Source organism: Streptosporangium sp. NPDC049078, assembly GCF_040648855.1.
Taxonomy (GTDB): domain Bacteria; phylum Actinomycetota; class Actinomycetes; order Streptosporangiales; family Streptosporangiaceae; genus Streptosporangium.
Genome location: NZ_JBEZEL010000013.1, coordinates 217766 through 237542, shown reverse-complemented (window position 1 = coordinate 237542; position 19777 = coordinate 217766). Strand labels below are relative to the sequence as shown.

Genomic DNA, 19777 nt, shown 5'->3' with positions numbered 1-19777 from the left:
CGTACGACGGTTTGCACGCTACCTGCCCTATACCTCCACACCGTCGCCACACTCGGCTCCCCTACCGAGAGAGCCGTGCCCCCCGCCCCGGTCGGCACCGCGCACACCCGCCGAAGTGCCCCGGTCCAGCCTGTTCAGCGCGGATGCAGGAGGTTGGCGGCCCAGGTGGACGCCAGGCAGGCGTAGAAGACGAGCAGCACCGGGACCAGCGACTGGCCGACGTACGACATCGGGATCAGGGCCGCCTGCGTCGCGGCCAGCGCGCCCGTGACGCCTCCGAAAACGTGGCGGCGCACCCCACTGAGCCGTGCCGTCTCCTGGACGGGCGTGATCAGTCCGAGCACGGCGACACCCGCCATCACGGTGCCGGGCGACCCCGCCACGGCGGCCGAGACCAGCAGCACGATCCCGCAGCAGAAGAGGCCCGCGGAGATCCGGGCGGCCCACACCTCGGCGGTGTCGAACAGCTGCCGGTCGCGAAGGTTCCGGTGCAGAACCAGCGTGGTCACGGCCTGGCTCACCCAGTTCACCCAGGTCGCCACCGTGAGCAGCACCATGTAGACGAACCAGGGGACGAACAGGCACAGCGCGAGCCACAGCAGGATCCGCCGGCGGGTGAGGAGACGCAGAGACGCGAGCCAGCCGTCGAGACGACGCAGCGGATTGCGCTGTTTGAGGGCCTCCAGGAGCAGGCTCCGGCCCTCCTCGTACTCGGGCGCGAGCCGGAGTGTCTCGCGGAACGCGTCGGCGGCGGCCCCGTGGTCGCCGGTCGTCATCATGACCAGTCCGTACGCACGGTGCGCGTCCGCGTTCTCGGGGGCCAGCCGGATCGCCCGCGAGGCGTGCTCGCGGGCGCCGTCCGCGTCGCCGAGCTCGGCCAGGGCGAGCCCCATGATCTGGGCGAGCCCGCCGTCCTCCGGCGCCAGCCGCAGTCCACGACCCGCGGCTCCGGCGGCGGACGGGAACTCGCGAAGGTTGAAGTGGGTGCGGGCCAGCAGTTCGTAGATCAACGGCTCGTCCGGGCCGCGTGCCAGCGCGTTCTGGAAGGCACCCAACGCCTCGCGCTCCCGGCCGGTTCTGCCCAGGATCAACCCGGCCACCCAGTGCCCGAACCAGTGATCGGGGATGAGCCCGGTCCCCCGGTTCGCCTCCACGAGCGCCTCGTCCATGTCCTTCTGGAGAAAAAGCGCGAGGGCGAGCATGAGGTGCGCGGCCGGATTCTGCGGATCCTCGGCCAGCGCGGCACGGGCCTCCCGCTCGGCGTCGGGGCCGCGGCGCAGCATCACCAGCATCCGCGCCCGCTCCGCCAGAGCCTGGACCCGGGCGTCGACCGAGGAGGTCATCGCCGCCTGCCGCCGATCCAGGGCAGCAGGTCGTCCCAGGCCCCGCTCTCGTTGGAGTACGTGACGTAGTTTCGGGCCGTGGCCATCCATTCGGCGACCGCCGTCGGGCGGACCGAACGGGCCGCGCCCAGCAGGTCGGAGGTGGACAGCGGCAGGAGGCGGCCAACGCGTATCGCGTCCTGGAGCTTGGCCTCCACGGCCCGGTCCACCACCCCCTTGAGGTCGGCACCGGTGAACCCCTCGGTGGCCTCGGCGATCATCCGGAAGTCCACCTCGGCCAGCGGCGTCTTCCTGCACAGCAGTGACAGAACGGCCGCCCGCGCCGCCGCGTCCGGCGGCGGCACGAACACCAGCTGGTCGAACCGGCCGGGACGGCGGAACGCCGCGTCCACGTACCAGGGGGCGTTCGTCGCCGCGAGGATCAGAACCCCCTCGTTGGCGCCGCCCTCCACACCGTCCATCTCCGCGAGGAACTGGTTGACGATCTGCCGGTTGTGCGCCTGCCCCATGTCCGAGCGGCGCGCCGCCAGCGCGTCGACCTCGTCGAAGAACAACACGCACGGGCTGTTGCGACGGGCCCTCTCGAACGTCGCGTGCAGGTTGCGTTCGCTGGACCCGACGTACATGTCGAGGATGTCCGACAGTCCGACGCTGATGAAGTCGGCGCCCAGTTCTCCGGCGGCGGCCCGCGCCAGGTGGGTCTTCCCGCAGCCGGGCGGCCCGTACAGCAGCACCCCGCCGCCGGCGCGCCTGCCGTAGGCGGCGAACATCTCCGGCTGCTGGACCGGCAGCAGCAGCTTCATCCGCAGGGACTGCTTGACCTGCTCCATCCCGGCCACGTCCGCGAAACTCGTACGCGGCCTGTCGGCGCCCGGGTTCAGGGGCGACGCCACGTTCGCCGTCGCCTCGTCGAGGATGGGCCTCGGCACGGAGTTCGTGAGCTCGGCCTCGAACACGGGATCGGCGAGCGAGCCGTCCCGCGCCACGGCCTCCCGGTAGCGCAGTCGTGCGGCCGCCACATCCCCCTCCGCGGCCAGCGCCCTGGCCACGACGACCCCGGCCCGGGGCGGCCCCTGCCCGGCCGCGACGCGTTCGACCGCCGCCAGGGCCGCGCCGCTCTTGCCCTGCCTGAGGAACACCTCGGCGAGCCCGGTCGCCGACTCGGCGTCACCGGGAACCAGGGCGAGCGCGGCGCGGAACTCGGCCTCGGCATCCATGAGCAACCCCGCGCTCAGCAGCTGTTCGGCCAGGTGGCGCCGCAACGGAAGATTGTCCGGCGACACCCGCACCGCCTGCCGCAGCGCGTCCAACGTTCCCCGATCGGTCACAAGAGGCCCGCCTTTCACCCCAAAACTGGAAACACCCGTCGATGATTCCATGCGGGCTCACACCCGGCTGCCCCGCACATCCGGTTCGTTCGCTCCCCCGCCCTCTTCGGCGCGAACCGCAGTGGGCGCATCGCCTCCGATCAACGAATGCCGACCGGCGCATGAGGATCAGGAGAGTCAGAAGATCACTTCCCCGTAAGGAACGATCGTCTCCCGGAATCCTCGGGCGGCCTCACGGGTCAGGCGTTCAGCGATCTTTGCACGGCGGCGTCCACCAGTTCGTGGATCTCCTGCTCGGTGAAGATGTCGGGCAGTGTCAGCCGTTCCACGATGAGCCAGTTCAGCGCGAGGTAGAGGAGCACCGCCGAGGTCGAGTCGCCGGGCAGGCCCGAGGCGGCGTGGTGGCCGACGTTGGCGTCGATGTCCTCGCGGATGCGTTTGGTCAGCACCGCGCGCAGCTCAGGGCGCCGGGTGGACTCCAGCCGTAGTTCGAGCAGGGCCAGGTAGCCGGAGTTGAAGGCGGAGACCCGATCCACCAGTTCGTGCATGAGCTCGGCGTAGCGGTTCGCGTCCTGCACACCTTCCCGGCTGCGGGCCATCGTGGCCTCGTCGGGCAGCAACCGCTCGTAGATGCGCCCGCCGACCTGGGTGAACAGGTCGTCGCGGTTGGCGAAGTAGTTGGAGGCCGTGCCCAGGGGCACGGCCGCCTCCGCGTCGACGGCCCGGAAGGTCAGCCCCCGCGCCCCCTCCTTGGCCAGCACCTCGATGGCCGCGTCGATCAACGCCTGCCGTCGCTCGGGATTCCTCCGCACTTGACACCACTCCATCTGTAGTACTACGTTCCAACCACTACAAGCAGAGTACTACATTGGGAGTTAATTGATATGCGAAAGCTCGTCTACTACGTCGCCGTCTCGCTCGACGGCTACATCGCGGGCCCCGACGCCGAGTTCGACTTCTACCCCGTGTCGGACCAGATGGCCGCCTGGATCAACGACCGCTACCCCGAGACGCTCCCCACCCATGTCCGCGGGCTTGTCGGCCTTGAGGACGCGCCCAACAAGGTCTTCGACACGGTGGTGATGGGCCGCGGCACCTACGAGCCGGCCCTGGACGTCCCCACCACCAGCCCGTACGCCCACCTGCGCCAGTACGTCGTCTCCAGCACCCTGACGATCGACGATCCCACGGTGCGGGTGGAGACCGGCGACCCGGTCGAGCTCGTCCGGCGGCTGAAGGCCGAGGACACCGGCATGGACATCTACCTGTGCGGCGGCGGCAGGCTCGCCGCCTCCCTGCTCCCGGAGATCGACGAGATCATCCTCAAGGGCTACCCCGTGGTGGCGGGCGCGGGCATCTCCATGTTCTCCGGACGGTTCCGCCCCACCATGTTCACCCCCACCCGGCGCGAGTCCTTCGACAACGGCACCCAGGTCACCTGGCTCACCAGGGCTTAGCACCCCGAGCCGACCGGACACCTCGGCGCGTCCGACGCCGCAGGCGGGACGGCGGTGGCCGAGCGAGCGGGCCGCGGCGGTCAGTTCGGGCAGGCGTCGCGGCAGGCGCCGAAGCGCCCGGCGTCCGGCCGGGTGAAGCCGGTCTCCTGCGTCCCTCTCACCGCCTCGGTCATCGCCTCCTTCCAGACCAGGCTGGGAAGCGACATGCCGTCCACCTGCGGGTAGTGGCGGCCTCCGATGGTGACGTCGCTCAGGTCGTGCTGGAACGCGCCGCGCGAGTCGCCGAGGCTGACGGCCGAGGCCAGGCCGGGGGTGTATCCGGCGTACCAGGCGGCGGTGAAGGCGTCGGTCGTGCCGGGCATGCCCGCCGCCTCGCGGCCGATGCCGCCGAGCGCGCTTTTCGCGAGCGCCTCCGACAGCACGTCGGTGACCGCGTCGGCGACCGCCGGGTCCAGGACCTGCCGGCAACGCGGCGGGAAAGGGCGTGGCGCCCCCGAGCCGTCGCGGATCTCCGTGATCACTGTCGGCTCGCAGAAGCGACCGCGGGCGGCGAGGCTGGCGTAAGAGTTGGCCACCGAGACGGGGCCGACCTCGTTGATGCCCAGCGAGAACGTCTCGAACTCCAGAAGCGGCGTCCCGTCGGCGCGTCCGAGCCCGAGACGCTCGGCCATCCTGACGGTCTCGCACAGCCCGACCTTCTCCGTCAGGCGCATGTAGAAGGTGTTCACCACCTCCCGGGTGCCCGAGCGCAGGGTGACGAACCGGTCCCCACCCTTCTCCCGGTTCACGACGGTGTGGGCCGGGTCGGCGACGGCCTGGTTCGCGCAGTTCCTGAACGCCGCGTAGCTCGGGGCACGATACTCGTCCGAGATCTGGAAGCCGTCGTCGGAGCGCAGACCGGCGGCGAACGCGGCGGCCAGGACGTAGGGCATCGCCGTCGTACCCTGCTGGAAGGCGGCCCCGTCAGCGGCCCTGTCGTCGGCGTCGGCAACGGACCCGTCGGCGCCCCCGTCAGCATCGGCGGCGTCGGCGGCAGCGGCGTCGCGGCTGGTGGCCATGGCCCTGATGGCGCCCTCACCCGGGACGATCATGACCTGGGCGGCGACCTGCGGGTCGTCGCGGTGGACGTGGGCGTCGATGGCCCGCTGCGCCGCCCGCTGGAGCCGCTGGTCGATCGTCGTGCGGATCGTCAGGCCGCCACGGTCGAGCAGTTGCGGATCCTGGGCGAGAAGCTGCTGTTTGACCTGCCGGCACAGGTAGGGATACCCGACGCCCGCGCAGTCGCCGGAGAACTCCTCAAGGACGGCGCCCTCGACGTCCAGCAACACGCTCTTTCCCGCCACGGAGGCGGCAGGCGCCGTGGCGGTGGAATCCGAGGCCACCCGCTCCTCTCTCGGCCCTCCGTCCGCCGGGCTCCGCAACAGCAGAACGACCGCGACCAGAGCGCCCACCGCGGTGACCCCCAGAAAAACCAGCAATGCCCTCATTGTCGCCCTTCGGTGTGTGATCCCCCGCCTGGATCATCCGGGAACGGCACCGCTCAGGCAACCGGCTGAACCGACGGCGACGGCCTCTGGCCGCACCGAGTTCGGGGACATGGCTCGCGGTCGCTTGACCTCGATCGAGGTTGAGGTTGGAGACTGCTCCGCGCCGGTGTCGGACAGCCGAGTACGGGAGAGCGACTGACGTGCGAGTGGTGAGGGTGATGAGTTTCGGAGGCCCCGAGGTGCTGGTCGCGGGCGAGGCGCCGGAGCCGGTCGCCGGGCCCGGCCAGGTGGTGGTCGACGTGTCCGTCGCGGGCATCACCTTCGTCGAGACGCAGATCCGGCGCGGCGTCGACAAATGGCACGCCAGGCCCGAGCTGCCGTACGTGCCGGGCGGTACGGTCGCCGGCCGGGTGGCCTCACTCGGAAAGGACGTGGATCCGGCCTGGTCCGGACGGCGCGTCCTCGCCGGCACCGGGGAGAGCGGCGGCTTCGCCGAGCGTGCGGTGGCCGCGGTGGGTGACCTGATCCCGGTGCCGGAAGAGCTGGGACTACCCGAGGCCGTCGCCCTGCACACCGACGGCGGCACCGCGCTGGGCCTGGTCGAGGGAGCCCGGATCCGCCCCGGTGAGTGGGTGCTGGTCGAGGCCGCGGGTGGCGGTGTCGGCAGCCTGCTGGTGCAACTCGCCCGCGCGGCCGGCGCCGGGGTCGTCGCGGCCGCGCGCGGCGCGCGGAAGCTGGAGCTGGCTCGCGATCTGGGCGCGGAGGTCGCGATCGACTACTCCGATCCCGGCTGGACGGACCGGGTACGCGAGGCGACCGGTGGCGCGGGCCCCGACGTGGTGTTCGACGGGGTCGGCGGGGAGATCGGCCGGGCCGCGTTCGAGGTGACGGCGGACGGCGGCCGCTTCTGCGTCCACGGCGCCTCCAGCGGCCAGGTCACCGCGATCGACCTCACGCGGGCGCGACGGCGCGGGGTCGAGGTGATCGGGATCGAGCAGCTCTTCGGTTTCGGGCCGCGGATGGAGAAGTGGACGACGCGGGTGATGTCGGAAGCGGTGGCGGGCCGGATCCGGCCGGTCATCGGGCAGACCTTCCCCCTGGAACGCGCCGCGGACGCACACGCCGCGATCGAGTCACGCACCGCCCTGGGGAAGACCCTGCTCCTGATCTGACAGCACCTCAAGACCTCCCCGCCGAACCACGCACCGCGATCGGCCGGAACCGTTGTGCCGCTCAGTCGGATGTCGTCCCGGCAGGTTCGGACGGGCTCAAGCGGTCGGTCAGGAAGGCGATGATCTCGTCCCTGGCCTTCAGCGTGGGATGTCCCTCCTCGTCGACGAGGTGGGCGGTGACAACGCTGTGGGGGGTCTCGATCACGTCGCCGAAGAACGGTGGCGGGCTGGTGTTCGCGGAACCGCCCGGAAGGACACGGCCGTCGAAGGCATCGCCGAGGAGCGCCCGGTAGGCGGCGAAGCGCCGGCCGGTGCACCAGCGGTCGTCATCGAAGCGGTAGGCGAGAATCTTCAGTCCGTCGCGCGCGATGCGGTCTCGGACCGCGCGTGCGTCCTCGTCGCCGATCTCCAGTCCGGCGGGGTCGTCCAGCGGCAGCGACGGGTGGTTCACCACCGGCGCGATGACAGCCGGCTCAAGCGCCATCGTGAGAGCGAAGTTGCCGGTGAAGCACAGCCCGACCGCGCCGACTCCCGGACCGCCGCATTCGCCGTGGGCCTGGCGCGCGAGCCCGCGCAGCCATGCCGTGACCGGGCTGGTACCGCCCCCGGCGAACGCGCGGAACTCGGCACTGACACACGCGCGGCGGACGACCTCCATACCTGCCTCAGCCGTGGGATAGGCACCGTCGACCCCGAAAAGCGAGGGGACGTAGACGGTGAAGCCCGCATCCCGCACCCACCGCGCCAGCCGAAGGACGTCAGGACTGATACCGGGCATCTCCGGCATCAACACGACGGCCGGCCCGGAGCCCGCGGCGTACACCGTCTTCACCACCCCCTCCACATCCACGAGTCGTCGGGAGAAGTCCGTGATCATGTCGTCGGCAGCGTTCATGGGGACAGCGTGTACCGACGCCCCGGCGCGGGGTGAGAGGCCGGATCGCCATATCCGCGGGTAATCTCGCCAGAGGCCGATGGTGAGGAGACGAACGTGAGCGCGCTGCGGGTCGGTGTCCTGGCCTATCCGGGCTGCTTCGCGTCCGAGGTGTTCGGCGTACCCGATCTCTTGACGATGGCCGCGCACGTCGCCGGACCGGACGGCTCCGGATACGAGGTGTCGATCGTCTCACCTCGTCGTCGTGTCGCCGCCTCGGGTGGCGCGGCGTTGGACGTCTCACCGCTGCGCGAGGTGGACGTCCTTGTCGTGCCGGGGTTCGAGCTCATGCCAGGCCTCGACGTGGACGCGAAGCTCGCACCCCTCGCTCCCGAAATCGCGGCGATCCGCTCACACGCCGCCGTCGGCACCGCCGTCGTCTCGATCTGTGTCGGCGCGTTCCTGCTCGCCGAGGCCGGGCTCCTCGACCGGCGCCGCGCCACGACCGCCTGGCTCCTCGCGGACGAACTGGCCCGACGCTGTCCGGACGCCGACGTCCGGCCCGAACATCTGGTCGTCACCGACACGGGGGTGACGACAACGGCGGCCTTCAGCGCCATGTACGACTTCGCGCTGGAGCTGATCCGCCGGCACAGCGGGGCCGAGGTGGCACGGACGACCGCACGGGTGGCGCTCGTCGACGACGCGCGATCGTCCCAGACTCCATACGTCGACGCACGATTTCTTCCGCAGCCGGGAAACGAGTTCTCCCACAGGGTCATGCGACGACTCGACCAGAACCTCGCCGTCCGATACGACCTCGCCGCGTTGTCGGACGCGTTCAAGGTCAGTACTCGGACGCTGCTGCGGCGCTTCGCGGACGAGACCGGCCGGAGCCCCCTGGAGTACCTGCAGTCGTCGCGCGTCCGTCGCGCCCGCCACCTCCTTGAGACCACGAACCAAACCGTCGCCCGCATCTCCGCCGCGGTCGGATACAAGGACCCCGGCACGTTCGCCGCCCTCTTCGCCAAGCACACCGGACGACGCCCGGGGGACTACCGCTCGGCCTTCCGTCGTGTCGACCGATCACTCTGACGGTCAGAGCACCGAGTCGGCCGGGACCACCGGCCGGGCAGGAGCCCGTGCAGCGGCCTCAAGGCGTGAAGAGCGCGAAATCCCGTCCGATCAAGGTGATCGGACGGTCCCCGGCATCGGTCGAAGGTCGGGGGTGGCGGGGCGGACGAGGCCGCTCTCGTAGGCGAAGACCACCACCTGGGCGCGATCACGCAGCCCGAGCTTGACCAGCACGCGGCTCACATGCGTCTTGACCGTCGCCTCGGCCAGATGCAACGCCGCGGCGACCTCGGCGTTGGACAGCCCGCGCGCCACCTGCACCAGCACCTCGTACTCGCGCGCGGTCAACTGCGTCAGCCGCTCGTCCCGTTCGGCGGGCCCCTGTGTCATCTGTGGCGCGAACCTCTCCAGCACGCGGCGGGTGACGCGTGGCGACAGCGCCGCCTCTCCCTCCGCGACGTTGCGGATCGCGCTCAGCAGTTCCTGCGGCCGGGTGTTCTTCGGCAGGAACCCGGACGCTCCGGCCTTCAGTCCGGCGAAGGCGTACTCGTCCAGATCGAAAGTGGTCAGGATGAGCACGCGCGAACGTGGGCTGTCTCGCACGATCCTGCGGGTGGCCTCGATGCCGTCCAGGCCGGGCATGCGTACGTCCATCAGCACCACGTCCGGACGCAGGTGCCGCGCCAACCGGGCCGCCTGCTCGCCGTCATCCGCTTCTCCGGCCACCTCCATGTCCGGCTCCGCCTCGAAGACCATGCGGAAGGCCATCCGCAGCAGCGACTCGTCGTCGGCGATCAGCAGCCGGATCATCGTGGCGCTCCCAGGTTCAGCACGGCCAGCACCCGCCATCCGCCGCCCGCCACCGGTCCGGCGTCCAGGGTCCCGCCGTAGGCGGCCACCCGTTCCCGCATGCCCGTGATCCCGCGCCCGTCGTCCCGGAGCCCGGGGCGGGGCCCCGGCGCCCGGGTCCCGGCCCCCGGGGACCCAGGAGCGCCGAGCACGACCGGGGCGCGAACATCGGTGACCTCCACCTCGGCGCGGCGCGGCGACACGTCGACCCGCACATCGGCGCCGGCCCCGGGCGCGTGCCGCAGCGTGTTCGTCAGCGCCTCCTGAACCAGCCGGTAGATCGTGAGCTGGGCGGCGGCGGGAACCGCCTTGGTGTCACCAAGCACCCGGACACACGTCGCGAGCCCGGCCGCGCGCATCCGCTCGGCCAGCGGACCGATCTCGGCGATCCCGGGCGCGGGCTGAAGTGTCTCCTCGATGCGGTCCTCGTCCCAGGTGGCGTGATCTCGGCCGGAGCCCAGGGAGTGACGCATGTCCCGCAGGGCCTGACGTCCCGTCGCGGCGACCTGTTCCATCGCCGCCGCGGCCCGGTCCGGCGCGCTGTGGCGGACGTGGGCGGCGCTGTCGGCGAGCGCGACCATGACCGACAGATTGTGAGTGACGATGTCGTGCATGTCGCGGGTCATCCGCGCGCGCTCCTCGGCGACGGCCAGCCGTGCCCGCTGCTCGCGGTCGCGTTCCAGGAAGGTCACGTACGCCCGCCGCCCCCGCACCCACAGGCCGCTCATGAGGGCGGCGCCCGCCATCGCGCTCAGCGCGGCCACCGTGAAAGGGAACCGGCCGGGCGGCGCCCAGCGGGCGGCGGCCAGCAGCACCCCGACCTGCAGCGCGAGCGCCGCCGACAGGGTGTGACGCCACGGGCGACGCGCGGCGACCGTGTAGAGGGCCACCAGGAGGGCGGCGTCGGCGGGAAGCTGCACGTCCAACGCCCACTGGACGGCGGCGGCGAGACCGATCGCGCCCAGGACCGTCATCGGAGCGCGCCGTCTCCAGGCCAATGGCGCCACCAGCGCCGTCTGCAGCGCGAGCAGCCACGGAGGGCCGGACAACACCTGGCCGGGTCCGAGCGTGGCCAGGAACAGCGCGGCGGCGAGCAGCGCGTCGAGGGGCGTGGTCGACCATCGGCTCGGCGCGATGAGGCGGGCCGCCGGATGGCCGACTGGTTCCATGCACTTCACCCTAGGTCTCCTGCGGGTTCGCTCCCGCTCCTCCCCGGGGATGACCGTCATCCGAAAGTCGCATGCGCGCGCACGACCTCCGCCGCTGGCCCGCGGGCGTGCCGGACTGCCAGCCTCGTCGGACACCCCTTCCGGTTGAGGAGCTTTCGCATGCCCATTGTCACGAAAAATATGGATTTGGCCGTTGATGCCAAGGCCACCGGCTCGTCCGCCGTCTCCAGCAGCCCGGCGTCCGCCGTCTCGAAAGCCGCACGCACCGCAGGCAAGGTCGCGGGGCTGGCCGTACTGGTGCTGGCGACCTGCCCGCCCGCGGCCGGCGCCGACGCCGGGAGACCGATCGGGGTGAGCCTGCCCGCGCCCGGCGGCCCCTATACGGTCGGGACCGTGGCCGTGCGACTGGTCGACCGTTCACGGCCCGACCCACTGGTGCCGGCCAAGCCGTACCGGGAACTGATGATCAGTCTGTGGTATCCGGCGACGGGCGGCGGGCCGTTCGCGCCGCACATGCCGCCACTTGCCGCCGCCGACTGGGATCGGCACTCGGCACCGCCCCTGGGCATCGCCAAGGGCGCCGTCGCCTGGGCCGCCACGCGCACGCATGCCCGCGTGGGCGCGCCGGTCGAACCGCGCGCGGGCAAACTGCCGGTGGTGCTGTTCGGTTCGGGGGACGGCGGGCCGCGCACGCTGGGCACCACCCTGGTCGAGGACCTGGCCTCGCGCGGCTACCTGGTCGTCACCGTCGACCACACCTACGAGGCCGACCAGGTGGAGTTTCCCGGCCGACGCCTGGTACGCGCCCTGCCGCTGCCCGCGAAGCTGACGCCGAAGGTCATCGCCAAGCTGCTCGCCAAGCACGCGACGGCACGCCTGGCGGACACGCGCTACGTTCTGGACCGGGTGACCGCCCTGGCCCACGGCCGCCCCATCGGCGGCAGGCTGCCCACGGGGATGCTCGGCGCGCCCGACGCCTCGCGGGTCGGGGTGCTGGGACAGTCGCTGGGCGGGTCGGTCGCCGCGCAGCTGACTCGCGAGGACGCCCGCGTGGACGCGGGCGTCAACCTCGACGGCGCCTATGTCGGCCCGGTGGCCACCCGGGGTGCGGCCAAGCCGTTCCTGCAACTGGCGGCCGAGACCCACACGCGTGACAGCGAGCCGAGCTGGAAGTCGTTCTGGCGGGCCTCGACCGGATGGAAGCGGGAGCTGCGCTTCAAGGGCGCGGCCCACGGCTCGTTCACCGACCTGCAGCCACTGCTGCCGCAGATCGCGACCACACTCCCCAAGGTGCCGCTCGCGGACTACGTGGGCACGATCGATCCCGGCCGTTCGGTGGCGGCCCAGCGCGCCTACGTCGGGGCCTTCTTCGACCTGCACCTGCGCGGCAAGCCGACCCGCCTGTTCGAGGGCCCCGACACTCGCTTCCCCGAGGTCTCCCTCATCCCCTGAATTCATGCTCACCGGGCCGAGGCACGAAGGGCCGCCGCGATCCACGCGAAGAGCTCGGGACCCTCCTCGTCGCCGGCGGGCGGCGTCCCGTTGATCACGGCCACCAGGGACAGGTACCTGCCGTGGGTCGCGTCGTAGCGGGCCTCCTCGTGGGAATCCTCGCGCCGGATCTCCTCGACGAGGAGGAAGGCCGTGGCCATTCGCTCCCGCGACTCGGCCGCGGTCTGCCCGCCGACGGCCTCTGCGGACGCGTTCGCCAGGCGAACGACCAGCTCCCGCGCTCGGGGAGAGTCCGCCGGCAGCCCGGAACGATACGCCTCCACGATCTCCTCCCCGACCTTCGCCCCCTCCTCGTGGATGAAGTCCCACACCGGTGCGGCGGCCATGCGCCGTCCGGGGAACGTGCCGTAGGTGTCCCGGAGACAGGAGCGGACCGCGCCACGGAACTCCTCGCCCCGCAGCAGGTCGGCCAGCTCGATCCAGGCTTCGAGCTGGGCGGCGGTGGGGTCCTCCGGCAGGCTCGGTCGCATCGTCCGCAACCGCTCGACGAAACCGGGGGGTACATCGAGATCCTCGCCGACCTCGTTCCAGAAGTCGTCGACGAGCCGCTCGCGCTCCTCGTCGGGCATCGAGACGAGTTTGTGCATCAGGGTCACCTGCGCGGTCGTTCCGCCCTGCTTGACCAGGGTTCTCAGCACGGCCCGTCTGGCCCGGAGGGCTCGCTCCTGACGCTCGACGAGCTCCAGGTGCGTCGCGAGGAGATCGTGCAGCGACGTCTCGCCGTCGAGCAGCCCGCGGATGTCGTCCAGGCCGGCGTCCAGGTCACGCAGGGTGCGGATGAGCTCCAGCCGGGCGATCGCCCGGACGTCGTACAGGCGGTAGCCCGCCTCGGTCACATCTGTGGGCGCGATGACCCCGGCGTCGGAGTAGTAGCGGATGGCGCTGACACTCAGACCGGTCCGGCGTGCCACGTCCCCGATCGGATACAGCTCGTTGTCGTCCATGCCGTCACTATGGTGTCTCAAGCGGCTTGAGACTCAAGTCCCCTCGCCACCGTCATGCGGCCGCACTCGACCTGTGGAATCCCCGCGCCGGACGCGTGGACGATCACGTTGAGGTCCCTGCCACGTAGGGTTACCGAGCATGGGCGTTCACCCACCTGACACGTCGGCCTGCGCGACGCGAAAAGGGCGACCGGCGTTCGTCGTGGTCAGCGCGGCCACCGGGCTCACCGCTCCTGTCATGCCTCCCCTGAACGACCGCCGCCCTGGACCACCGTGCGCGGTGGGCTCACGGCTTCCTCGACGTCGCCTATCACCGTGACTCGGCCGCCGTCACCGGGATCGGGGTCGGGGATGATCGATTCCGGGTCGACGAGGTAGACCTCGCGTCCGTCCAGCGTGAGCCGGCGCACGACCTCCAGCAGCATGCGCCGTGACACGTCGTCGATCGAGTGGACCATCGTGAGGTCCAAGGCCACCCTCGCCTCCGCGGGCGCGGTGTCCAGGACCTCTCGAACCACCCTCTCGGCTCCGGCGAAGCGGATCCCGCCCTGCAGCTGGAAGACCCGGATCGCGTCCGGTCCGCTGCCGACGACGTGGTTGGATCGCACCACCGCACGCGCGGCGGCCGGGACCTCCATCACGTGCAGCCCCATGTCGGAGGAGAATCGTTCGAACAGCGACACTCCTCGGACGCTGTTGCCGTGGGGATCCAGTCGCGGTGAGAACGTGGCGATGCCGATCTGGCCGGGGAGCGCGCCGATCAGGCCCCCGGCCACGCCGCTCTTCGCCGGAATGCCCACCTGGGTCGCCCAGTCACCGGCCGCGTCGTACATTCCGCAGGTGGCCATGACGCTCAGCACCTGGCGCACCACCGGTCCGCGTATCACCTGCTCACCGGTGAGAGGGTTCACCCCCCGGTTGGCCAGCGTCGCGGCCATCATGGCCAGGTCTCGGGCAGTGACGAGCACGGAGCACTGGCGGATGTAGCCGTCGACGACGGCTCTCGGGTCCTCGGTGAGGATGTCATGGCTGCGGAGCATGTACGCGATGGCGAGGTTACGGTGCGCGCTCTCCATCTCTGACGCGCACACCGCCTCATCCATCTTCAGCCGACGACCGGCGAAGGCCGAGAGGCCGTGGACCACGCGTTCCACACGCTCTGCCGGACTCAGGTCCTCCGAGCCGGCCATCGAGTGGGTCGTGATCGCGCCGGCGTTGATCATGGGATTGAGCGGGCGCCCGGTATCACTTTCGAGGGAGATCTCGTTGAACGCCTCTCCCGACGGCTCGACACCGACTTTGGCGAGCACGGGGTCGAATCCACGATCAGACAGGGCCAGCGCATACGTGAACGGCTTGGAGATCGACTGGATCGTGAACTCCACATCGATGTCACCGGCACCGTAGACCGCGCCGTCGACCATGGCGAAGACCGCGCCGAGGCGCTCGGGCTCCGCTGCCGCGAGCTCGGGAATGTACCCCGCCGGCTCTCCGGAGGTGTCCGACCTCACATCTTCGAGTACCTCGGCCAGATAGTCGGGAATGACCGACCGCATTCTTCCTCCTCCATACGGATGTGCGATCTCCGCGCCGTGACATCAGCGCCGCGGTCATCATCCTGCGGGTACCTTCCGGCATCCGTGGACGCCTCACCGGATCACAACGTCGACGCCGCGCCGACACACCCGCCGCTAAGCGGTCAGCGTCACCACCAGGAACGCCACCCCCATCACCAGCGCGACCGGCGTCATCACCGAGCGCTCGAACTTGCTGCCCGACAACAGGTTCAACACCGAATTCAGCGCCAGGTAAGCCACGATCACCCACATCCCGATCGTCAGCAGCGGCTCACCGACGATCGACACCAGACCGGCCTTGCTCAGCAGGAACAGCGCGAACACAGCGTAGATCAAGACCGCTGCCATACTCCCGATCCGCAGGTTTCGAGGCAGCACGTCGTGCCGGCCGCCCCAGGCGAAGCGGCCCAAGGGCGCTCCGGCGGCAAGGGCGATCTGGAGGGCGGCGAGTACGGCGAGCAGGATCAGGCCTGTGATCGCAAAGGCAGGCATGGCTTGACGCTACCGGGTCTCGAAGGCGGCGGACATCCCCGATGGGCCTCCGGGAAACGACTTCCAAAGCCCTGCATGACGGGGCCGACGTTGACGACGACCGGGATCGGCCAGGCCGAGCCGATCGCCGGGTTCCTGTGGGCCTGAGATGAAAGGTCACTTGGCCCCGAAAGCCTGGAGGAAGCCCTCGGCGTCCTGCCCGAGCCCGTCTCCCGCGGCAGCTTGGCCGCACCGGCTACTCAGCCTTCACCGAAGGTACCGGCGTGTCACCGGCCCTCGCCGAGTGTTCACCGTGTCCGCGTCAAACCGCGTCTCAGAACACGATCGAGCGCCGCCCGGCCTGCGGGTCCCCATGTCGGCTTGCCGCCAGGAAGGCCCCGGTCTCCGTTCTGCCCCATGAGCATCAGGAAGAGGCTCTTCATGGCGGCCAGTCCGCGGGCGCGCCGAATCGTCGCCTCGTCCGCGTGCGCGTACGCGTCGAAGAACCGTGCGGCCGCGCCCGCGGGGAGCAGCACCCACGCGGCGCCGAGGTCCCACGCGGGATCGCCGGCGAACAAGGCACCGAAGTCGATCACACCCGAGAGCGTTCCGTCCGAGACGACGACGTTCGCGGGATGGAGGTCGCCGTGCACCCACACCGGCGGGCCCTCCCACTCGGGGGCCGCGACAGCGTCGGCCCAGACCGCCCGGACGGCGTGGACATCGCCGATGGCGTCGGGCTCGATGGCCTGCAAGAACTGCTCGAAACCACCCGTGCACCTCTTGGGGTGAGCGCCGAAGTCCGAACTGGCCGGGGCCTCGGCGGGCGCCTCCACATGGAGCGCCCTGAGGAAGCCCGCCAGCGTGTCGGCCGCGTCGGCGCCGCGGCTGATCGAGCCGTGGTCCAGCGGCTCGCCGGGAACCCACGTCATCACCGTCCAGTGCTTGGGGAAACGCTCGGACGGCTCGCCGAACCGCACCGGGGTCGGCACCGGGAGCGGCAGGCGCGGGGCCAGCACGGGTAGCCACCGCCGCTCCTTGAACTGAAGATCCGGGGTAGGGTCCATGCGCTGCATGCGCACGACCAACTCGTCCCCGAGGCGCCACATCTGGTTGCCCCAGCCGCCCGCCACCTCACGGATGGTCAGCCCCGCAAGGTCCGGATGCTGCTCCCGCAGCAGGTCGCGGACCAGGTCTGCGGTGATCTCGGTGTCGGTCATGCGAAGCACGGTACCGGGGCAGGCGGAACGGCTCCCGCTCTCGTCGAAGAAGTCCAGGCCGAAGCCGCCGGGAACACGATTCCCCACGGCCTCCCCGGACAGCCGCTCAACCTTCGGCGAGAAGACCTGGTGGTCACCGACCTTCGATGACGACGCTCAAGCCTCACTGCGAGAGATCATGAAACGACAAGACCGTCCCTCGCCGCCCGTTCACCCACGGGTTCGAGACCGAGACCGTCGAGTTGTGCCGGCGAGGTGACCGTTCGATCGGCCGGGTGGTCGCAGACTCCGATCCGACCGAGACCATGGTCCGCATGGTCCAGGTCCGCATGGTCCAGGTCCGCATGGTCCAGGTCCGCATGGTCCAGGTCCGCATGGTCCAGGTCCGCATGGTCCAGGTCCGCATGGTCCGGGTCCGCCGCTACCGCCCTCGACCGCTGACGCCTCCGTCCGGTGCGCTAGCGTCATCACATGCTGCGCCGATGGACGCTACCGATTTTCTTCCTGGCACTCGGACTCGCCGCAGCGGCCCGGCAGACCGCCCAGGGGTCCCCGGGCGCCGCCGTCGCACCGCTCCTGCTGTTCCTGCTGGGGGCCGTCCTGTTGTCCCCGCTGATGTTCCCGAAGTCCATCGGCGCGGCGGAAGCGCTACGCCGCAGCGAGGCCGACGGCCGCCCGATCGTCTACTGGCGCCCCGGCTGCCGCTTCTGCCTGCGGCTGCGCATCCGGCTCGGCCGCCACGCCTACCGGATGCACTGGGTCGACATCTGGCGCGATCCGGAAGGCGCCGCGGCGGTCCGGGCGGCCACCGGCGGCGACGAGACGGTGCCGACCGTGGTGGTGGCCGGCAAGCCGCACGTCAACCCCGATCCTCAATGGGTGCGCGCGCAACCGCCCTCCTGAGAGGTCGCGTCCGTCCGTTTCGACATGCCACCTGACCTGGCGACGCCTTCGGACTTCCCAGCCGGCCGCGAGATACCGGGACGTCGCCGAGGAGTCGCGTCAGCCGGTCGTCGAAAAACGGCGCGAGCCGCGCCCGAGCACTCGCGCGAGCCGGAATCAGCCGGTGACGGCGAGGCCGACCGAGTCGTACGGAATCGCTCCCGTCAGATCGCCTTCCGGCGGCCCGGCGCGATGACCCGATCGACGAGGTCTTCCACGAAGGCCCTGGACGGCGGCCGGGCCTGGAAGACGCCCCGGACGAGCACGCCGCCCACCAGCAGGGCGAGGGACGACTCGACGTCCTCGGGCGGCAGGTGGGCGCGCAGGACCGCTTCCATCGACCGGGTGCCCGCCTCGTAGAGCTGCTGGCGCAGCTCGTCCACGACCGGATCGCTCCCGGAGCGCTCGAAAACGCCTCCCAGGACGCGGTCGAGGTGCCCGTCGGCGAGGTCCTCGGCGAAGTCGGTCAGCCCGGCGATCAGGTCGGCCCGCAGGTCGCCGGTCGGCTCCGGGTGGTCGACCGCGTCGCAGATCCGGCCGACCGAGGCCCGTACCAGGTCCAGGCGGGTCGGCCAGTGCGCGTAGACGGTCACCTTGGAGTAGCCGGATCGGCGTGCGACCTCGGCGTGGGTCACCGCGTTCCACCCTTCCTCGAGGAAGAGCCGCGTCGCGGCCTCGACGACGTCGCGGCGCGTCCGCAGGACTCTGGGATCGATCCCCTCCGCCTCCCCCTGCTCCATGTCGAACGATCCTATCCGGCTTCCCACACCAAGAGATAACTTCTGAACACATTGTACAGTACTTGCCAATGCGGCATATTGAGCGACCGGCGGCGCGCACCAAAGCGCACCGCCTGCCGTCGACATCGGAAGAGGCGTCATGAGAACCACCACCCCGCGGAACCGTTCGAAAAAACTCGACCTCGGCCTCTGGACCGCCCAGGGCCTCCTGACGCTCGCCTTCGCCGGTGCCGGCGTCTGGAAGCTGGTCACGCCGAGGGCGCAGCTCGCCGAGATCCTCCCCTGGGTCGGGGAGACTCCCCCGGCGCTGCTCTACGCGACCTCCGTGTTCGACATCCTGGGCGGGATCGGCGTACTGCTGCCCGCGCTCACCCGCGTCAAGCCGGGGCTGACCCCGCTGGCGGCGCTCGGCTGCGTCGCGCTCCAGGTGTCCGCGATCGTCTTCCATCTCTCGCGCGGAGAGACGGACGTGGCGTTCAACGTCGCGCTCCTCGCACTCGCGCTCTTCGTCGCCTGGGGCCGCCACCGCCTGGCGCCGATCGCCCCGCGCGGGTGACGGCGGCCGGTGTGCTTCCAGGAGCCTCGGAAGGTGTCGTGCTTCGCCAAGAAAAGCATGAGCAAGCGCCAATGATTGAGCGCGATCGGTGACGGCGAAGCCGGATAGGCCGTGTCCGTAAATCTTGTCACCGGGGTGTCCGACCGGTGAGAAGATCGGGGGTGCTCCGAACAGCGAAAGCAGTACTCGCCAGATTACCGGGACCGTTGCACGCACTCGCGCTGAAGCACCGTGAGCTGCTGAAGTTCGCGGTGGTGGGTGGAACGGCGTTCCTGGCGGACAACACGGTGTTCTATGGGCTGAAGCTGACCGTTCTGGAACCGAAGCCGGTGACCGCGAAGGTCATCGCGGTGCTCGTGGCGACGATCGTGTCCTACGTGCTGAACCGTGAATGGTCGTTCCGGACCAGGGGCGGTCGCGAGCGCCGTCACGAGGCGGCGCTGTTCTTCCTGGTCAGTGGCGTCGGTCTGGTGCTCAGCTCCGTGCCGCTGTGGATCTCCCGATACGTGTTCCTGCTGGAGACCCCGGACGTGAGCCTGGTGACCCAGGAGATCGCCGACTTCGTGAGCGCGCAGGTCATCGGCACGCTGATCGCCATGGTCTTCCGTTTCTGGGCGTTCCGGAAGTGGGTCTTCCCCGACGAGGAGGCCCGGCCCGGCGGCGTGCGGCTGGCTCCCACCCCCGATTCCACGGAAGAGGCGGCTTGACGACGGCGAATCCGGAAGCCGTCGCGGGGGTGTTCACGAGCAGGGACGACCCGCGGTCGAAGCGAGGCTTGAAAGATCGCCTCCTGCGCCGGTCATGATTCGTTTCCCGGACTCGGCCCGCGCGGCGGGCACGCACAAGGATCATCACCGGCTTGACTGCGATCTCCGCCCGCCGGATGGTACGGTCTCGGCATGCGGATGATTTTCTTGTTCCTTGGCTGGTGGCGCCCCTGACGGGCGGCACCGTTCATCCGCGTACCTGACAACGCGGCCGCCCGGTTCGGGCGGCCGTTTCGTGTGTTCGCACCTCGGTGGCCCGGCCAGGGCGGCCTCCCGATTCCGAGGGAGCCAAACC

20 protein-coding genes are annotated in these 19777 nt (G+C 70.6%); 7 read left to right on the top strand and 13 right to left on the bottom strand.

The features are described 5' to 3' along the window. Positions 1–134 precede the first annotated feature (134 nt). The 3 genes from AB0B90_RS23580 to AB0B90_RS23570 all read right to left on the bottom strand — a co-directional run bounded on the left by AB0B90_RS23580 (position 135) and on the right by AB0B90_RS23570 (position 3483). Positions 135–1343: a tetratricopeptide repeat protein gene (locus AB0B90_RS23580; RefSeq protein WP_350945462.1), complete on the bottom strand. Its 1209-nt coding sequence runs from the start codon at positions 1341–1343 to the stop codon at positions 135–137. Continuing rightward, on the bottom strand, positions 1340–2671 hold the full coding sequence (locus tag AB0B90_RS23575) for an AAA family ATPase (RefSeq protein ID WP_362924768.1): 1332 nt from the start codon (positions 2669–2671) through the stop codon (positions 1340–1342). Before AB0B90_RS23575 ends, AB0B90_RS23580 begins: the two co-directional genes overlap by 4 nt. A gap of 239 nt (positions 2672–2910) precedes the next feature. Beyond that, complete coding sequence (locus AB0B90_RS23570) at positions 2911–3483, bottom strand: TetR family transcriptional regulator (RefSeq protein ID WP_350945464.1); 573 nt, start codon at positions 3481–3483, stop codon at positions 2911–2913. Positions 3484–3555: 72 nt separating this feature from the next. Here AB0B90_RS23570 and AB0B90_RS23565 point away from each other — a divergent pair, with 72 nt between their 5' ends. Continuing rightward, positions 3556–4128, top strand: coding sequence for a dihydrofolate reductase family protein (locus AB0B90_RS23565; protein WP_350945465.1), 573 nt, complete (start codon positions 3556–3558; stop codon positions 4126–4128). Positions 4129–4208: 80 nt separating this feature from the next. On the opposite strand, the gene AB0B90_RS23560 is transcribed toward AB0B90_RS23565, so the two are convergent. Beyond that, the gene (locus tag AB0B90_RS23560) at positions 4209–5606 is read right to left on the bottom strand and encodes a penicillin-binding transpeptidase domain-containing protein (protein ID WP_350945466.1); all 1398 of its coding nucleotides are present in this window, start codon (positions 5604–5606) and stop codon (positions 4209–4211) included. A gap of 227 nt (positions 5607–5833) precedes the next feature. On the opposite strand from AB0B90_RS23560, the gene AB0B90_RS23555 reads away from it, so the two are divergent. Beyond that, positions 5834–6787 (top strand): zinc-binding dehydrogenase, encoded by a 954-nt coding sequence (locus tag AB0B90_RS23555; RefSeq protein ID WP_362924765.1) that lies wholly within the window; start codon positions 5834–5836, stop codon positions 6785–6787. 61 nt (positions 6788–6848) lie between these two features. Here AB0B90_RS23555 and AB0B90_RS23550 read toward each other — a convergent pair whose 3' ends face one another. Then, on the bottom strand, positions 6849–7682 hold the full coding sequence (locus AB0B90_RS23550; protein WP_362924763.1) for a dienelactone hydrolase family protein: 834 nt from the start codon (positions 7680–7682) through the stop codon (positions 6849–6851). Between the two features lie 96 nt (positions 7683–7778). Between AB0B90_RS23550 and AB0B90_RS23545 the strand changes: the two genes are divergently transcribed. Next, on the top strand, positions 7779–8756 hold the full coding sequence (locus tag AB0B90_RS23545; protein ID WP_350945469.1) for a helix-turn-helix domain-containing protein: 978 nt from the start codon (positions 7779–7781) through the stop codon (positions 8754–8756). 90 nt (positions 8757–8846) lie between these two features. On the opposite strand, the gene AB0B90_RS23540 is transcribed toward AB0B90_RS23545, so the two are convergent. Both AB0B90_RS23540 and AB0B90_RS23535 read right to left on the bottom strand, forming a co-directional pair. Continuing rightward, the gene (locus tag AB0B90_RS23540; protein WP_350945470.1) at positions 8847–9545 is read right to left on the bottom strand and encodes a response regulator transcription factor; all 699 of its coding nucleotides are present in this window, start codon (positions 9543–9545) and stop codon (positions 8847–8849) included. Next, the gene (locus AB0B90_RS23535; protein ID WP_362924760.1) at positions 9542–10753 is read right to left on the bottom strand and encodes a histidine kinase; all 1212 of its coding nucleotides are present in this window, start codon (positions 10751–10753) and stop codon (positions 9542–9544) included. The genes AB0B90_RS23540 and AB0B90_RS23535 overlap by 4 nt, the downstream gene beginning before the upstream one ends. A 159-nt stretch (positions 10754–10912) precedes the next feature. On the opposite strand from AB0B90_RS23535, the gene AB0B90_RS23530 reads away from it, so the two are divergent. Then, positions 10913–12205: a lipase gene (locus AB0B90_RS23530; RefSeq protein WP_362924758.1), complete on the top strand. Its 1293-nt coding sequence runs from the start codon at positions 10913–10915 to the stop codon at positions 12203–12205. An 8-nt stretch (positions 12206–12213) separates the two neighbouring features. Here AB0B90_RS23530 and AB0B90_RS23525 read toward each other — a convergent pair whose 3' ends face one another. The 5 genes from AB0B90_RS23525 to AB0B90_RS23505 all read right to left on the bottom strand — a co-directional run bounded on the left by AB0B90_RS23525 (position 12214) and on the right by AB0B90_RS23505 (position 16845). Further along, on the bottom strand, positions 12214–13209 hold the full coding sequence (locus AB0B90_RS23525) for a MerR family transcriptional regulator (protein WP_362924756.1): 996 nt from the start codon (positions 13207–13209) through the stop codon (positions 12214–12216). 236 nt (positions 13210–13445) lie between these two features. After that, complete coding sequence (locus AB0B90_RS23520; protein ID WP_362924754.1) at positions 13446–14765, bottom strand: glutaminase; 1320 nt, start codon at positions 14763–14765, stop codon at positions 13446–13448. Positions 14766–14900: 135 nt separating this feature from the next. Continuing rightward, positions 14901–15278, bottom strand: coding sequence for a hypothetical protein (locus AB0B90_RS23515; RefSeq protein WP_362924752.1), 378 nt, complete (start codon positions 15276–15278; stop codon positions 14901–14903). Positions 15279–15565: 287 nt separating this feature from the next. Next, positions 15566–16477, bottom strand: coding sequence for an aminoglycoside phosphotransferase family protein (locus AB0B90_RS23510; protein ID WP_362924750.1), 912 nt, complete (start codon positions 16475–16477; stop codon positions 15566–15568). 176 nt (positions 16478–16653) lie between these two features. Next, positions 16654–16845 carry a hypothetical protein gene (locus AB0B90_RS23505; protein WP_362924849.1) on the bottom strand — a complete coding sequence of 64 codons (192 nt, stop codon included), beginning with the start codon at positions 16843–16845 and terminating at the stop codon, positions 16654–16656. Positions 16846–16948: 103 nt separating this feature from the next. Here AB0B90_RS23505 and AB0B90_RS23500 point away from each other — a divergent pair, with 103 nt between their 5' ends. Further along, entirely contained in the window at positions 16949–17380 is a 432-nt protein-coding gene (locus tag AB0B90_RS23500; protein WP_362924748.1) for a glutaredoxin domain-containing protein, read from the top strand. Between the two features lie 203 nt (positions 17381–17583). On the opposite strand, the gene AB0B90_RS23495 is transcribed toward AB0B90_RS23500, so the two are convergent. Next, positions 17584–18159: a TetR/AcrR family transcriptional regulator gene (locus AB0B90_RS23495; protein WP_350945478.1), complete on the bottom strand. Its 576-nt coding sequence runs from the start codon at positions 18157–18159 to the stop codon at positions 17584–17586. 139 nt (positions 18160–18298) lie between these two features. Here AB0B90_RS23495 and AB0B90_RS23490 point away from each other — a divergent pair, with 139 nt between their 5' ends. Beyond that, the gene (locus tag AB0B90_RS23490) at positions 18299–18715 is read left to right on the top strand and encodes a DoxX family protein (protein WP_362924746.1); all 417 of its coding nucleotides are present in this window, start codon (positions 18299–18301) and stop codon (positions 18713–18715) included. 206 nt (positions 18716–18921) lie between these two features. Continuing rightward, the gene (locus AB0B90_RS23485) at positions 18922–19422 is read left to right on the top strand and encodes a GtrA family protein (RefSeq protein ID WP_362924744.1); all 501 of its coding nucleotides are present in this window, start codon (positions 18922–18924) and stop codon (positions 19420–19422) included. Positions 19423–19777 lie beyond the last annotated feature (355 nt).